This window comes from Natrinema sp. CBA1119 (assembly GCF_002572525.1).
In the GTDB taxonomy this organism is placed as follows: domain Archaea; phylum Halobacteriota; class Halobacteria; order Halobacteriales; family Natrialbaceae; genus Natrinema.
Genome location: NZ_PDBS01000001.1, coordinates 3303495 through 3319253 on the forward strand (window position 1 = coordinate 3303495; position 15759 = coordinate 3319253).

Annotated in this window: 14 protein-coding genes and 1 pseudogene; 10 read left to right on the top strand and 5 right to left on the bottom strand. The window is 63.8% G+C overall.

The genetic code is table 11. The features are described 5' to 3' along the window. The first annotated feature begins 43 nt into the window (after positions 1 to 43). Positions 44 to 970: a DUF7983 family protein gene (locus CP556_RS16370; RefSeq protein WP_098726586.1), complete on the top strand. Its 927-nt coding sequence runs from the start codon at positions 44 to 46 to the stop codon at positions 968 to 970. 84 nt (positions 971 to 1054) lie between these two features. Here CP556_RS16370 and CP556_RS16375 read toward each other — a convergent pair whose 3' ends face one another. Beyond that, a complete protein-coding gene (locus CP556_RS16375; RefSeq protein WP_098726587.1) occupies positions 1055 to 1321 on the bottom strand; it encodes a hypothetical protein in 267 nt (88 codons plus the stop codon). A 269-nt stretch (positions 1322 to 1590) separates the two neighbouring features. Here CP556_RS16375 and CP556_RS16380 point away from each other — a divergent pair, with 269 nt between their 5' ends. Next, the gene (locus CP556_RS16380) at positions 1591 to 2175 is read left to right on the top strand and encodes a GNAT family N-acetyltransferase (protein WP_098726588.1); all 585 of its coding nucleotides are present in this window, start codon (positions 1591 to 1593) and stop codon (positions 2173 to 2175) included. Between the two features lie 23 nt (positions 2176 to 2198). Here the strand turns inward: CP556_RS16380 and CP556_RS16385 are convergent, their stop codons facing one another. Then, positions 2199 to 2438, bottom strand: coding sequence for a DUF8142 family protein (locus CP556_RS16385; protein ID WP_098727442.1), 240 nt, complete (start codon positions 2436 to 2438; stop codon positions 2199 to 2201). Between the two features lie 56 nt (positions 2439 to 2494). Here CP556_RS16385 and CP556_RS16390 point away from each other — a divergent pair, with 56 nt between their 5' ends. The 4 genes from CP556_RS16390 (at position 2495) to mce (ending at position 7672) form a co-directional block, all read left to right on the top strand. Further along, positions 2495 to 2839, top strand: a complete 345-nt coding sequence (locus tag CP556_RS16390) for a DUF7967 family protein (RefSeq protein ID WP_098726589.1) — start codon at positions 2495 to 2497, stop codon at positions 2837 to 2839. Between the two features lie 88 nt (positions 2840 to 2927). Next, positions 2928 to 4610: an acyl-CoA mutase large subunit family protein gene (locus tag CP556_RS16395; RefSeq protein WP_098726590.1), complete on the top strand. Its 1683-nt coding sequence runs from the start codon at positions 2928 to 2930 to the stop codon at positions 4608 to 4610. 175 nt (positions 4611 to 4785) lie between these two features. Next, entirely contained in the window at positions 4786 to 6990 is a 2205-nt protein-coding gene (locus CP556_RS16400) for a PQQ-dependent sugar dehydrogenase (protein ID WP_098726591.1), read from the top strand. 295 nt (positions 6991 to 7285) lie between these two features. After that, entirely contained in the window at positions 7286 to 7672 is a 387-nt protein-coding gene (mce, locus tag CP556_RS16405) for a methylmalonyl-CoA epimerase (RefSeq protein WP_098726592.1), read from the top strand. 17 nt (positions 7673 to 7689) lie between these two features. Here mce and CP556_RS16410 read toward each other — a convergent pair whose 3' ends face one another. Then, the gene (locus CP556_RS16410) at positions 7690 to 8628 is read right to left on the bottom strand and encodes a hypothetical protein (protein ID WP_098726593.1); all 939 of its coding nucleotides are present in this window, start codon (positions 8626 to 8628) and stop codon (positions 7690 to 7692) included. A gap of 141 nt (positions 8629 to 8769) precedes the next feature. Between CP556_RS16410 and CP556_RS16415 the strand changes: the two genes are divergently transcribed. After that, positions 8770 to 9246, top strand: coding sequence for a DoxX family membrane protein (locus CP556_RS16415; protein WP_343124880.1), 477 nt, complete (start codon positions 8770 to 8772; stop codon positions 9244 to 9246). A gap of 89 nt (positions 9247 to 9335) precedes the next feature. Here CP556_RS16415 and CP556_RS16420 read toward each other — a convergent pair whose 3' ends face one another. Beyond that, on the bottom strand, positions 9336 to 9974 hold the full coding sequence (locus CP556_RS16420) for an FAD-dependent oxidoreductase (RefSeq protein ID WP_098726594.1): 639 nt from the start codon (positions 9972 to 9974) through the stop codon (positions 9336 to 9338). Positions 9975 to 10273: 299 nt separating this feature from the next. On the opposite strand from CP556_RS16420, the pseudogene CP556_RS16425 reads away from it, so the two are divergent. Then, positions 10274 to 12023: pseudogene (locus CP556_RS16425) on the top strand (2-oxoacid:acceptor oxidoreductase subunit alpha). Continuing rightward, entirely contained in the window at positions 12023 to 12889 is an 867-nt protein-coding gene (locus CP556_RS16430; RefSeq protein WP_098726595.1) for a 2-oxoacid:ferredoxin oxidoreductase subunit beta, read from the top strand. The pseudogene CP556_RS16425 and the gene CP556_RS16430 overlap by 1 nt, the downstream one beginning before the upstream one ends. Before the next feature lie 237 nt (positions 12890 to 13126). Here the strand turns inward: CP556_RS16430 and CP556_RS16435 are convergent, their stop codons facing one another. Then, positions 13127 to 13795: a DUF6517 family protein gene (locus CP556_RS16435; RefSeq protein WP_098726596.1), complete on the bottom strand. Its 669-nt coding sequence runs from the start codon at positions 13793 to 13795 to the stop codon at positions 13127 to 13129. A gap of 166 nt (positions 13796 to 13961) precedes the next feature. On the opposite strand from CP556_RS16435, the gene CP556_RS16440 reads away from it, so the two are divergent. Beyond that, positions 13962 to 15083, top strand: a complete 1122-nt coding sequence (locus CP556_RS16440; protein WP_098726597.1) for a pyridoxal phosphate-dependent aminotransferase — start codon at positions 13962 to 13964, stop codon at positions 15081 to 15083. The last annotated feature ends 676 nt before the right edge of the window (positions 15084 to 15759 follow it).

The window sequence follows — 15759 nt, forward strand, 5'->3', positions numbered from 1 at the left end:
ATTCGTGGCCGCGCTTTTTCTGCCCGCTCACCGTAGGCTGCGTATGGAACCCGACGACACCTGGACGGCCCTCAGGAAACAGTGCGAGGCCCTCGAGCCGGGTGCGGAACTAATCACGCCGGTCTCCGAACGGCCGTTCGGAATCGAGCGGACCGCCGAGGATCGGATCGTGGTCCGGTTCGGCGACAGCGGCGAGCGGCGGTCGCTCTGGCGCGAGCAGTTCGTCGTTTTCCTCGAGCGACTTGACGAGGGGTCGATCGCCATCGAGCAACTGCAGCCGGGCGTCGAGCCGTACGCCAGCGTCGTGACGCTGGCCGACACGTACGCGACCGACGACGAGACGATCAGGTACGACGTCGACGCCGCCGGCGGGGAGACGCCGTTTCTCGTTCCAGCGACGGACGCGCGGGACCCGCCCCAGCGCGTTCACGACGATGCGATGCTGCTCGCGGCGCTGCTCGAGGGGATCGATGCCGACGACCCCGCGGCGCTCGACACCGACTCGCTGACGGATCTCTACGTGCTCGCGTCGGACGTCCAGCACGGCTCTGACAGGCTGCGCCGATCGGCCCGGGAACCGCTACTCGAGCGAATCGGGCCCGATCAGCGGCTTCACGGACGGTACGGCACGGTGAGACGGACGACGCGGGAACGCCGCCGGCCGAAGGACGCCGAAACCGTGTTCGCCGCCCTCGACGAGCGCGGCATCCCCCGCGAGTGGGTCACCGGCATCGATCGGGACAAGTTGGACGTGGTCCTCGCAGTGACCGACCTCGAGGAGAACGAAGTCTATGACGTCGACGAGGACGTGTACGTACAGAAGACCGGCGTCGACGAGGACGAAAAGTACTCGCGGCTGCAGGGGATCGCCGACCGGATCGACGACCTCGAGGATACCGAGGGCGAGGCCCTGCGCGAGGAGCTGGACGACATCGAAGACCGGCTCGAGGCGGCGTTATCGGCCGGATGAACTGATCGGGACAGTCGGGACGGTTCGACGGTCGAGACGGTGGTCGTCCGATTCGCGGTTCGGGTGACGGGCCGCAACTGCGGGCTACCGTGCGCTGGTCCAGCCGCAATCGACGCACGCGTACGAACCCGAATCGGTGACCGTGGTTCCCGAACAGATCGGGCAAGCGGCTCGAGTCCCGCCGTCGGCGACGAGTTCCTCGGTCGATCGATCGGGTCGGGCCGAATCCGAAACGAACGGATGACAGCTCGCACAGACGTCTCGCGTTCGACGGTGAGTCATGCTTTCGCTTCGAATTCGATGCGTGAACCGCGTGGTGACATCGTCACCGCAGGTTTCGCAGACGACCATGATGTGCGAACCATTGACATCGAGGGGTAAAAATTTTGCCCATATGTTCTCCTATCCCGATGTAATGGACTGGTCTGTAATATAGAATCGCGTATTGCACTATGTCTCATTTCTATTTGGCTGTATAAGTGGCTATTCAGTTGGGTTTGGAATGCGGGGAGAGGGCAAAATTGCGAAGAACGGCGCGATGCGCTGGGGCCAGGCGGCCGCGGTCTTGAGATACTGGCAACTCACAAACGCTTTTGGCTACACGCCGCCTACGTCGATTCATGTACGTCCGGGACGCGAAAAACAGGGAAGAGGTCTGGTTGCTGGATCACATCGAGTCGATGGGCCTCGACGAGACGGCGTTTCGATCGCGCGATTACGTCGTCGCGGTCGACGAGGAATCCGGCGAGAAGGCCGGGTTCGGTCGTATCCGCGTCCACAAGCCCGACGAGAGCGAGGACGTCTGCGAACTGACCAGTATCGGCGTCCTCGAGGGCTGGCGCGGAGAGGGCGTCGGCGCCCACGTCGTCGAACGGCTCGTGGAGTACGCGAGCGACGAGGGGTTCGACACCGTCTATACCCTGACCGGCGAGGGAGGGTATCTCGCTCAGTTCGGCTTCCAACGGATCGACGAATCCGACCTGCCGTCCGTTCTACAGGACCGGCTCGCGGCCAAACGCGACGGCGTCGATCCGGACGCAGTGGCGCTTTCGATCGATGTCGCCGAGTTTCGACTGCCCGACCGGCTCCGGGACGCGTTCAAGAACGCACCGGACGGGCGCGACGACGCGGACGACGAGGAGTCACCGGAAGACTTCGGCATCGACCCCGAATCGGCGACGTATAAGTACGATACGGGCCGCTAACCGTGAGGTCCTCCTCACTGCGGTCACCGGTTCGGGCCCGCTCCGGCCGATCGCTCCGGGAAGCCGTGGCGGAACGCGATCCAACCGATCCCGGAGAGAAACACCATCGGGGGCAGGACGGCAAAGGCCCACAGCGGATCCAGTCCCCAGCGGAGCAAGAGACCGAGATTTACCATTCCGAGCGCGAGAAACGGCGCGACGTAGCGGGCGGCACGGCGACGATCGGCCGCATCGTTGGACCCACCCGTCGATTCCGTTGCCATGACCGAGACAATGTCGGCTCGAGACATAAGCGGTTGTTGCGATCGAAGTGATATTTATGAGTTCGAACCAATCAGATTCGACTGCTGCGCGGATCGATTCCGATGACAGCGACGACCGCGACGGCGAAAGCGACGAGGTCCGCGTCTGGCTCGTCGAGCGAACGTACGGCGATGACGAGCTCAACCTCATCATCCTCGTCTACGCGACCGAAGACGGTCGACGGTACCACCGTCGCGAGCGGGCCCTGACGAGCTTTACTGGGCCCGCTCGAGAGACGAAAGCCGGACTTCTCGTCTCGTCCGATGCGCTCGGGAGCGTCGACGATCCGGAGACGCGAGAGCGTTATGCCGACGAAGCATCGCGGATGGCGGCGCAACACGATCCGACCGACAGCGTTTGAACCGATCGGAACGCGGGTCTGCTGGACGGACGCGCAAACGCGACGCGTTCATCAAAGTTCAAGCCCCGGCCGGTCCACAGTGACCATAATGTTCGATCCCGACGAACTCGAGGAGATCCGTGCCAGCAAAGCGGAGTGGCACGAGGAGGAAGTCGAACCCGTCCTCGAGCGGTTCGGCGAGCGCAAGGAATCGTTTACCACTGACACGGGCGGTCAGGAGGTCGATCGACTTTACACGCCGGCGGACGTCGACGATCTCGATTACGAGGCGGATCTGGGGAATCCTGGCGAGCCGCCGTACACGCGCGGTATCTACTCGACCGGCTACCGCGGTCGGCTGTGGACGATGCGCCAGTACGCCGGGTTCTCGACGCCCGAGGACACCAACGAGCGCTATCACTATCTGCTCGACGAGGGCCAGACCGGACTCTCGATGGCCTTCGACCTGCCCACGCAGATGGGGTACGATTCGGACGCGTCGATGGCCGCCGGCGAGGTCGGCAAGGCCGGGGTCGCGATCGACTCGCTCGACGACATGGAGACCGTCTTCGACGGCATCCCGCTCGACGAGGTCTCGACCTCGATGACGATCAACGCGCCGGCGTCGGTGCTGCTAGCGATGTACATCGCGGTGGGCGACCAGCAGGGCGTCGACCGCGAGGAGCTTCGCGGGACGATCCAGAACGATATCTTGAAGGAGTATATCGCGCGCAATACGTACATCTATCCGCCGGAGTCCTCGATGCGGATCATCACGGACATCTTCGATTTCTGCGCCTCCGAGACGCCGAAGTTCAACACCATCTCGATCTCGGGCTATCACATCCGCGAGGCGGGCTCGACGGCCGCCCAGGAACTCGCCTTCACGCTGGGAGACGGCATCGAGTACGTCGAGACGGCGATCGAGGCCGGACTCGATGTCGATGACTTCGCACCGCAGCTCTCCTTCTTCTTCAACGGCCACAACAATATCTTCGAGGAGGTTGCCAAGTTCCGTGCGGCCCGCCGAATGTGGCACGACATCATCGACGAGCGCTTCGACGCGGACGATCCGAAGTCCAAACAGCTCAAGTTCCACACCCAGACCGCGGGCTCGATGCTAACCGCCCAGCAGATCGAGAACAACGTCGTCCGCGTCGCCTACCAGGCGCTCGCAGCGGTTCTCGGCGGCACCCAGAGTCTCCACACCAACGGCAAGGACGAGGCGCTCGCGCTGCCGACCGAGGAGTCCGTCCGGACGGCGCTGCGCACCCAGCAGATCCTCGGCCACGAGTCCGGCGCAGCCGACACTATCGACCCGCTCGCTGGCAGTTACTACGTCGAATCTCTGACCGACCAGGTCGAGGAAGAGGCCTACGAGATCTTAGAGGAGGTTGACGACCGCGGCGGCATGCGCGATGCCGTCGAACAGCAGTGGGTCCAGCGCCAGATCCAGGACACGGCCTTCGACCGCCAGCGGGAGATCGAGGAGAAGGAGCGAATCATCGTCGGCGTCAACGAGTTCGAGGTCGACGAGGAGCCTCAGATGGACGTCGAAGAGGTCACTGCGGAGGACCAACAGCGCCAGGTCGATAGCCTCGAGTCGGTCCGCGCAGAGCGCGACGACGAGGCGGTCGACGCGACCCTCGAGGCGCTGCGCGACGCGGCACAGAGTGACCAGAATCTGATGCCCTACATCATCGACGCGGTCAAGGCATACGCGACGGTCGGCGAGATCTGTAACGTCATGCGCGACGAGTTCGGGGAGTACCAGCCCGGCGGCGCGATGTGAACGACTGGATATCGAATTCGGTTCGCGTAATACCGCCCATCCGACTCGAGTAATACCCTTTTACAGCCCCTCCCGTCGGGCGATTCGAAGACAACGCTCTATTGAGCGGGGAATTCGAAGGAACGGTCGGATCTGTTTATCCTTGTCTCGGGTAACCGCCTGTCGTGAGCGCACTATGAGCGACCACCCCGACGAGCGATCGACCCCGGTATCGGAGTCGTCCGACAACTATCCATCAGCGTCCCGTCGTCGCGTGCTGCAGGCGGCCGCAGCCGCGGGCGGTGTCGTCGGTCTGAGCGGGATCGGTGCCGCCCAGTTCGATACCCAGACGATCGAACTCGGCGCCGAAACGAGCGGCTGGCAGGGCGTCTCGCCTGACGCCATCGCGGACGAGACGAACCCGACACTTGAACTCGAGGAGGGGACCACGTACGAAGTCACGTGGGAGAACCTCGACGGTGCCGCACACAACTTCGTCATCGTCGACAGCGAGGGCGAGGAACTCGAGCGGACGGAACTCATGAGCGAGCAGGGCGAGACCCAGACGCTCGAGTTCGAGGCGACGAGCGAGATGGCGGAGTACTACTGTGAACCCCACCGGGCCACGATGCGCGGAGAGATTTCGCTCGGCGGCGGAGACGAGGCCGGTGAGGAATCGGGAGACGGTCAGAGCCAGGCCTTCTTCCAGTCGGGGACGGAAATCGGCGTCCGGACCATCGCGGAGGGAATGACCGCGCCGACGGATATGGCGGTCGCTGACGAGGAGCAAAACCGCTACTTCGTCGCCGACCAGACCGGCGAGCTCTGGGTCGTCACCGACGACGGGCTCCAGGACGAGCCGTTCCTCGACGTGAGCGATCGGATGGTCGAACTCGGGACGTTCGAGGGCGACTACGCGGATCCGAACCAGGACTACGACGAACGCGGGCTGCTCGGAATCGAGTTCCACCCCGAGTTCTCGGAGAACGGTCGCTTTTACGTCCACTACAGCGCGCCATCGAACGACGAGACGCCCGACGGCTGGAGTCACGTCGAGGTCGTCTCCGAGTTCCAGGCCAACGAGGACATGAGTCAGGGTGATCCCGAATCCGAACGAGTCCTGATGGAGTTCCAGAAGCCCCAGTACAACCACGACGCGGGGCCGATGGCGTTCGGGCCCGACGGCTACCTCTACGTCCCGATGGGCGACGGCGGCGGGGCGAACGACAACATGGAAGGGCACGTCGACGACTGGTACGACGGCAACGAAGGTGGGAACGGACAGGACGTCAGCGAGAACCTGCTCGGAAGCGTCCTTCGCGTCGACGTCGATCAGGAGGGCGAGGACCGACCGTACGGTATTCCCGAGGACAACCCGCTGGTCGATTCCGACGAGGGTCTCGACGAACACTATGCGTGGGGCTTCCGAAACCCGTTCGGCATCTCGTTCGACAGCGACGGTCGGCTGTTCGTCGCCGACGCCGGTCAGGACCTGTTCGAAGAAGCGAACATCGTCGAGTCCGGCGGGAACTACGGCTGGAACGTGAAGGAAGGGACTCACTGCTTCAGCACGGACAGCCCGAGTCAGCCGCCGGAGGACTGTCCTGACTCGGCTCCCGACGAACCGCCGTACGACGGCCAGGAGTTCCAGGACCCGATCGTCGAGTACCCCCACGTCTATCAGGAGGAGATGGTCGGCATCGTGATTGTCGGCGGTCACGTCTACGAAGCCGGGCAAGTCGAGGGACTCGACGGGAAGTACATCTTCGGTGACTGGACGGCTGATCCGTCCCGCGAAGAGCCGGCGGGCCGACTTCTCGCCGCCTCGGATTCCGACGGTGGCGGAGCCGAACCGATGGATGGTGATGCAAGCGGGAACGAGACGGCTGCGATGAACGAGTCAGCTGGTGGGAATGAAACGGCTGCGATGAACGAATCGGCCGATGGGAATGAAACGGCTGCCGGAAACGAAACCGCGACCGACGCGGCCGGAGGTGGCGAGGAACAGGTAGTCCCGCGAGACGAACTCTGGGAGATGGAAGAACTGCAGGTCGCTGGCACCGAAGACGGATCCTTCCCCTACTTCGTCCGCATGTTCGGCCAGGACGACGACGGGAACGTGTACGTGCTCGCAAATCAAGAGGGTACCCCGACGGGCGACACGGGCGCGGTCATGCAGATCGTCCCACCGGGAGAGGGCGACTCCCTCTCGATGCCAGAGGGAGGCGACGAAGCCGCCCCCGAAGAACAGGAAACCGACGAGAACGCGACGGACGACACACAAGACGAGCCGATCGGAGAGGGTAACGAGACGGCGGATAACGAAACCGCGAACAACGAAACCGAGATGAACGACACTGCAACCACCGACAACGTAACCGACGACAACGCGACCGACTAGGCGTAACGGCTCGAGTCGCCGCCCTCGAGCGGAACGCGATCCGCTCGTGTCAGTGGCTGTTATGTCGATTTTCACCTGGCAGAGCGGTTACTTCGACTTCCGAGGTACCGATTCAGAAACCCCATCGAGGAGCTGAATACGGTGGCCGAACTCGACGGCGGATCCGCTGATCGGCTGTCCGAGCACCGGAATCTGAACTGATAGGTCGCATGACACTGCCCCCGTTCCTCGAGTGCGACTCGAACGCCACGAAAAAACATAACAATAACACGGCCCCACCGTGCAGTACAATCCGATGCACTTCGACCACGCCGGAATCGCGATCGACGACGCACAGGCCCTCGCAGCGCTGTATGACGACCTCTTCGGTCTCGAGGCGGTTCACGAGGAGGTGTTTGACGGGATGCGCGTCGTCTTCCTCGACTGCGGTGACGGTTACTTCGAACTGCTCGAACCGCTCGAAGCGGACGGAACGATCGCCCGCTACCTCGAGGACAACGGAGCGGGAATCCACCATCTCGCGCTCGCGACCGAGGACATCGAAGGTGCCCTCGAGACGGTCCGTGACCACGACGTGACGCTGATCGACGAGGAGCCGCGACCGGGCGCGTGGGGCCACTCGGTTGCGTTCTTGCATCCCAAGGACACCGGCGGCATCCTGATCGAACTCGTCGAACACTGATCGTCTCGGCTCTCGTTTTACTCCCCAGCCGAATCGTCATACTCGGCCGCAGTGATCCGCTGGCTCTCGTCGCCGGTCTCGTGGTGAACGTCGACGCGTTCCGGATACCGCCCCTCGAGATCGATTCGGGCCGCGTAGTCGGCGGTGCCGAGACAATCGATACAGGTGCCGTCCTCCTGGTCGCCGACGGCGACGGTGATCGCGAGGACATCTCGTCGCTCGTCGTACTCCGTCTCGGCCAGCGAGAGGCCGTGACACGGCGTCGGAATCGTGATATCGCCGTCGACGATCACCGTTTCGTCCGCGAACTCGACGGTCGCACCGTCCTCGTCCGTTCCGCCCGCACACTCCCGCTCGCCGACCTCGAGGGACGCGTCTGCAACCACTGGGGTCGGACAGGATATCGAGGTCGAGATCGACTCCGTCTGCGTGCCGGTTTCGCTTAGTGTCAGGGTCGTTCGAGAACGGGTGCAGTCGAAGGGGCTGCGGTCGATTCCGTCGGTGACGGTCGCCTCGCTCGTGCCGTCGTCGCTGCTCGTCGTGACGGTGATCGCGTACGACCGTGGTTCGACGAGGACGAGCGTGATCGCACCGCCCGCCGCGAGATCGAGATCGGGCTCGAACAACGCGCCGCCGTCGTTGTCCGTGTCATCGTTTCCGCCATCGTCATCCTCGTCGGCCGTAATCGTAACGGAGACCGTTCGATCGGTCTCGCCCTCGTTTCGCAGTTCGAACTCGTGTGGCGGGTGGGCGTCGGGGAACGGAACCTCGTCGGGATCGCCGACTTCGATCGTGTCGGCCGAGCTCGATCGGGTAGTATCGCTCGAGTCGGTCGCGGACTCGTCACCGTCGGTACCGGGACGGTCCGACTGGAGTCGGTCGAACGTCGAACCCGTGCAGCCGGCCAGTCCACAGACCGCGCCGGTCGTTCCGGCGAGGAGGTCTCGTCGTCGCATACGCGTTTCCACCACGATGCGGAATAAACACCTTTGTCAAGCGCTCTAACCTGTCCGCTGGAGGGATAGTCAGCGCTCCCGAAACAGGCAAATGTCACGGGTGAACTGAAACCCGTCGCACGTATAGGAGAGCGTAGGAAAATGAGTATGACCGACCTCCTGCAACGCGAGACACGGCGCGGCAGTCCGAGCGAGAGTCCCCGACGGTCGGAGACGGACGCTAGTTCGATACCCGAAAACGGGCTGTTTCGGATCGCACGCGTCCTGTTCGGTGCCGTCCTCGCGTTCATGGCGACAGACAACCTCCGGAGCCTCGAGGGCCGAGTACAGTTCGCCGAAACGAAGGGCGTCCCCGTCCCGTCGTTTTCGGTGCCCGCGATAAGCGGCGGACTCCTGTTCGGCGGTATCGGGATCGCGCTGTGGCGGGTGCCGGCCGCCTCCGCCGCCGCAGTAGCCGGATTCTTCGCCACCGCCACGCCGCTGATGCACGATTTCTGGAACATCGACGACCCGGAAGCAAAACAACAACAGATCAACGACTTCTCGAAGAACACCGCCCTGCTTGGAGCGGCGCTCGCATTCGTGCAACTGGGGCGATCCACGGAACCCGACGCGTGATGGGACGGTCCACAGAACCCGACGCGTGAGTTCGCCCGGCCGGCACCTCGAGGCCGGCCGCGCGGTCCGGAAGCGAGTGACGCCGATCGTCAGCCGAAGTTTTCGATTAACGCTTCGTCCGGGTCGCCGCCGGCGTCGTCGATCGCCTCGGCGACGAACGTGACGAAGTCTTCGAAGCCGAACGCGTACAGCTGGCCGTCCTCACGGTGCGTGGCGATCGCATCCGCCAAGGTGTCGTCATCGTCCTCGTCGACGTACCGAATCGTTGCACCGGCACTCTCGAGCGCCTCGAGGCGATCGGTGTGGGCCGGTTCGTCCGCCTGATAGATCACGACGGCGTCGCGGCCCGCGTTGTGAGCCGCTTCGGCGATCGCGACCGCGGGACCGATCCCCGGCCCGCCGGCGACCGCGACGACGTCGTCCTCGCCGTCGTAGGTAATTCTGCCGAACGGCCCCTCGACGTTGACGGTTTCACCGGCCTCGAGGTCGGCGAGCCACGGCGAGAGGTCGCCGTCGGGATCGATGCCGACCGTGAGTTCGAACGTCGCTCCGACGTCCGGCGACGAGAGCGTGTAGTGACGCGAAAGCACCTCGTCGTCGGGGCTGGCCCGGAGCAAGACGAACTGGCCCGGCAGGGCGTCGAACCCGTCGGGCGTTTCGAGCTCGAGTGCAACGGTGTCCGGACCGACTTCGGTGACCGATTCGACGGTGACTGGCGTCCCTTCCATGTCGACTCCGTTCGGGGGCGGGTCGAAAAGTCGTTCCGTTCCATCGCCGCCGCCGGTTCGACTCGATTCCGGTCGTGAGCCGAGATCGTGTTACGGGCACGGACGGTGAAACTGACCATGTGCTTCGATATCACATTCACCGCGTTACCCGTTTCTTTCCGTTGGTAACCGTCACCGGCGCAATTTGTAACGATTAATGAAAACTGTCCCTGCCTATCGAACATATCACCCACCGTTGCGGTTGTCCGGTTGGGGTTTCAGAAGCCTTTTCATTTATGGGGGGCAAGGCTCAGCATAACATGGCTGAGGATCTTAACTGGGCGGTCGGGGGCGAGGCCGGCGACGGTATCGACTCCACGGGTAAAATCTTCGCTCAGGCCCTTTCCCGAGCCGGACGGCACGTATTCACGTCGAAAGACTTCGCGTCCCGGATCCGCGGCGGGTACACTGCCTACAAGATTCGGACGTCGGTCGAGTCAGTCCAGAGTGTCGTCGACCGACTGGATATCCTTGTCGCGCTCACACAGCGGACGATCGACGAGAACCTCGACGAACTACACGAGGGCAGCGCCATCATCTACGACGGCGAGCGCTCGTGGGAGGCCGAGATTCCCGACGAGATGACCGCAGTCGACGTCCCGCTGAAGACGCTGGCCGAGGAGGCCGGCGGCGCGATCATGCGCAACATCGTCGCGCTCGGTGCCGCGTGCGAAATCACTAATTTCGACGTCGAGTACCTTGACGAAGCCCTCGAGAAGCGCTTCGGCGGGAAGGGGTCGAAGATCGTCGAGAACAACAAGGCGGCCGCCCGGGCGGGTCAGGAGTACGTCCAGGAGAACTACGACCTGGACCACCTCGGCTACAACATCGACACGACCGACAACGACTACGTCTTACTCAACGGCAACGAGGCGATCGGCATGGGTGCAATCGCTGCCGGCTGCCGGTTCTACGCCGGCTATCCGATCACGCCTGCGACGTCGATCATGGAGTATCTGACGGAACGCATCGAAGACTACGGCGGTCACGTCGTTCAGGCGGAAGACGAACTGTCGGCGATCAACATGGCGCTCGGTGGCGCACGGGCGGGCGCTCGAGCCATGACCGCCACGTCGGGGGCCGGGATTGATCTCATGACCGAGACCTTCGGCCTGGTCGCGACCAGCGAGACGCCGCTGGTCATCGCCGACGTGCAGCGGTCCGGTCCCTCGACGGGGATGCCGACGAAACAGGAACAGGGCGACCTCGACATGGCGCTGTACGCCGGCCACGGTGAAGTCCCGCGGTTCGTCGTCGCTCCCACGTCGATCACCGAGTGTTTCTGGAAGACCGTCGAGGCGTTCAATCTCGCAGAGAAGTACCAGACCCCGGTCTTCCTGGTCTCCGATCTGGCGATGTCGGTCACCGAACAGACGTTCCCGCCGGAGGCCTTCGACATGGACGACGTCGAGATCGATCGCGGCAAACTCGTCGACGAGGACGAAGTCGACGAGTGGCTCGACGCGCAGGGCCACTTCCGCGCCCACGCCGTCACCGAAGACGGCGTCAGCCCGCGAGCCATCCCCGGCACGACCGACGCCGCCCACATGTCCACCGGCCTTGAGCACGACGAACTCGGCCGCCGGACAGAGGAAGAAGACGAGCGCGTCCACCAGGTCGACAAGCGATATCGCAAGGTCGAGACCGCACGGAACGAGGAGGACTGGGACTACCGCGAGTTCGGGAACTCGGACGCCGACAACCTCGTCATCTCGTGGGGGTCCAACGAAGGTGCGCTCATCGAGGCGCTCGACTACCTCGAGGCGGACGGGATCGACGTCCGCGTCATCTCGGTGCCCTACATCTTCCCACGGCCGGACCTGACCGGGGAGATCGAGGCCGCAGACGATCGTCGTCGAGTGTAACGCGACCGGCCAGTTCGCGGACGTGATCGAACACGACGTGCTTACCCGAGTGAAACGCATCAACAAGTACACGGGCGTTCGATTCAAGGCGGACGAACTCGCGGACGATATCACCGAGAAACTCACTGAGGAGGTACCAGCATAATGAGCTCCGACGTACGATTCACCGACTTCAAATCCGACAAGCAGCCGACGTGGTGTCCCGGATGCGGCGACTTCGGGACGATGAACGGCATGATGAAAGCCCTCGCGAACACCGATAACGACCCCGACAACACCTTCGTGGTGGCCGGGATCGGCTGTTCCGGCAAGATCGGGACCTACATGCACAGCTACGCCCTGCACGGGGTTCACGGCCGTGCGCTCCCGGTCGGGACCGGCGTCAAGATGGCCCGCCCCGACATCGAGGTCATGGTCGCCGGCGGCGACGGTGACGGCTACTCGATCGGTGCCGGTCACTTCGTCCACGCCGTCCGCCGGAACGTCGACATGACCTACGTGGTCATGGACAACCGTATCTACGGGCTGACGAAGGGCCAAGCCTCGCCGACCTCGCGGTCGGACTTCGAGACCAGTACGACCCCCGAAGGGCCAAAGCAGCCGCCGGTCAACCCGCTCGCCCTGGCGATGGCCTCCGGCGCGAGCTTCATCGCGCAGTCGTTCAGTTCGGACGCATTGCGCCACGCCGAAATCATCGAGCAGGCCATCGAGCACGACGGCTTCGGCTTCGTCAACGTCTTCAGTCCGTGCGTCACGTTCAACGACGTCGACACCTACGACTACTTCCGTGACAGTCTCGTCGACCTGCAGGAGGACGAGGATCACGATCCGAACGACTACGAGGCCGCCAAGGAAGTTATCCTCGACAGCGACAAGGAGTACCAGGGCGTCATGTACCAGAACGAAAACTCCGTGCCGTACCACGAGCAACACGGCGTCACGGAGGACATGTCCGAGATTCCCGACGGTGCGCCCGAGGACGCGATGGACCTCGTCCGCGAGTTCTACTGACGCCGTTCGCGGGTCACTTTCCGTTCTGTACGCGAATCGGTCTCTATTCTGTACACGGATCGCACTCTGTTTTGTACACGGATCGCGCCGTGTGCTGGTTACTCCGTACTCTGGTTGTCCGTCGTCCGGGAAAATCGAAAACGCGGACATCGGCGGGTCGGCCGATCTTGTCCGATTCCCCCGATAATTGGTCCTCCGTCGCCGTAACTCGGGCTGGCAAACCGGGCGAGCCGACTTCTACCCCTCGAACGGGTGTTCGACGGACTCCATCAGTTCCTCGACGTTCGCGGCTTCGGCGGTGAGCAGTTTCGGGTAGGTCCCGAGTAACACGAGCAGGTCGCCATCGTGCTCGAACGACGTGATCTTGATCTCGATATCGATCGTCTCGCCCTCGAGGTCGCTCTGGCCGACGAACAGGTCGATCTCGCGGCCGTCGCCGAGGATATCCAGGCCGAACGAATCCTCGCGCTGGATGTCCGAGATATCCCCGTGATCGCTGGGGACCTCGCTCAGAAACCGCTCGAGGAGTTCCCCGTTCGACATATCGTCGAGCGGGTTGAGCGATCGGCCGGCAACCTTCATGCCGGGGATCGAGACGCCCGCGAAGGCGGCTCCCTCGCGCGTCTCGCCCAGATAGTCGACCTCCTTCGTGTAGACCGAGCGCCAGACGCCGGCTCGGACGTCGCGTTCGATGCCGCCGGGGAGGTCGACCGTTCGCTCGATCGCGTCGTTATTGACGCCGCTTTCCCCGTAGCCGGCCTCCTCGAGCGCGTCCTCGGTCGGAGCGACGCGGTCGGAGTCGAACTCGAGGGGCCCGTTACCCAGAACGACGTCGAGACAGCCTGCCGTCAGTGCGAGGGTTCCGGTCGCGCCCGCGGCGAGCATCGATCGGCGAGTAAGAGTCATTGGAAGTGTGATTCGCTACGAGCGGCATATCCCTTGTGGCTACTTCAGGCCCACTGACAGGACCGTTTACGGGTCGAGATGGTTCGGAGTTCGGGACCGTTCGGGCGATGAGCCCGGACCGGCGAACACATGAAGAGTTATCGGGATCGACCGCCCCCGTATAGCCATGACCGACTTCGCAGCGCGAGTCGAGCAGGTGTCGATCAGCGGGATTCGCGAGGTCTTCGAGGCCGCCGGCGATGACGCGATCAACCTCGGCCTCGGCCAGCCGGATTTCCCGACGCCCGCCCACGCCCGCCGCGGGGCGATCGAAGCGATCGAGGCCGGGCGGGCCGACGCCTACACCTCGAACAAGGGCACTCCACAGCTTCGAGAGGCGATTTCGGCGAAGTACGACCGGGACTACGACCTCGAGATCGACCCCGAAGACGTGATCGCCACCTCCGGCGGCAGCGAGGCGCTGCACCTCGCGCTCGAGGCCCACGTCGATCCCGGCGAAGAAGTGATCTTCCCAGACCCCGGCTTCGTCTCCTACGACGCGCTGACACACATCGCGAGCGGTACGCCGAAGCCGGTCGGACTGCGCGAGGATCTGACCCTCGATCCCGCGACGGTTGAGGACGCCATCACCGATGAGACCGCAGCGTTCGTCGTCAACAGCCCCGCGAACCCGACGGGAGCCGTCCAGAGCGAGGCCGACATGCGCGAGTTCGCCCGCATCGCGGACGAGCACGACGTGCTCTGCATCTCCGACGAGGTCTACGAGCACATCGTCTTCGAGGGCGACCACCACTCGCCGCTCGAGTTCGCCGAGACGGACAACGTCCTCGCCATCAGCGCTTGCTCGAAGACCTACTCGATGACCGGCTGGCGGCTGGGCTGGGTCGTTGCATCAAACCGGCGCATCGAGCGCATGCTTCGCGTCCACCAGTACGGACAGGCCTGTGCCTCCGCGCCCGCACAGTACGCCGCCGAGGCCGCCCTGACGGGGCCCCAGGATCGGGTAGAGGAGATGGTCGACACCTTCGAGCAGCGGCGGGACCTCGTGCTCGACGGGCTCACCGACGCCGGCCTCGAGGTGCCGACCCCCGAAGGGGCCTTCTACGCGATGCCGAAGGTCCCCGACGGCTGGTGTGAGGCGGTGCTCGAGCGGGGCGTCGTCGTCGTCCCCGGCGACGCCTTCGGCGCGAACGGCGAGGGCTACGCGCGGCTCTCGTACGCCACCGGAACGGAGGAACTGAAAGAGGCGCTCGAGATCATGGACGATGCGACTCGAGCCGTTCGATAGGATTGCGCAAGTACCTTTTTCCGCCTCGGGTTCGCTCGCTGCGCTCGCTCACCTCTCTCTGCTCGCGGGCCGAAGGCCCGCTCGCACGGCTCGAGGGACGCGAAGCGTCCCTCGTTGGGCGCAAAAATCTACGCTAAAAAGGCCGCTCGCTCCCGGTGGTCGCTCGCGGGTGCACTCCTTGTTACTCGACCGCAGCGGTAACTCCTTGGTCTGTACTTGCCACAATTTTCACCTTCTAACCTTAATGAAGGAAGTATATTACCAACTACTGATATGGAACGGTATTCTTGAAGGTGAGTGGGTGGAAAATTGTGTCCTGCTATCGTGGCAACAGGGAATCGCCACGCCCTCCCCAGCCGATTCGTTTGCGCCTGACGGCGCTCACTCATCCCTCGCACAATGTCGTCGGTCGTCCTCACCTTCGTTCGGCCGACCTGCTTACGGGTCGAAGACCCGTTCGCATGGTTCGCGGGACCTCCGGTCCCGCGCTATTCGCTTTCGAGGCACTCCCTTCGTCTTCGCGCGGCGTTGCCGCGCGAATGGTCTGCGAGACCAGAGGTCTCGCACTAGTCGCGCCTCGCAGACAGCGCGCGCCACCGCACGTCGGTTGCTCAGTCCGAACGATACAGGGACCATCGACGCTGAACGTTCCTGTTTTCGCAGTAGCCACGTGTCC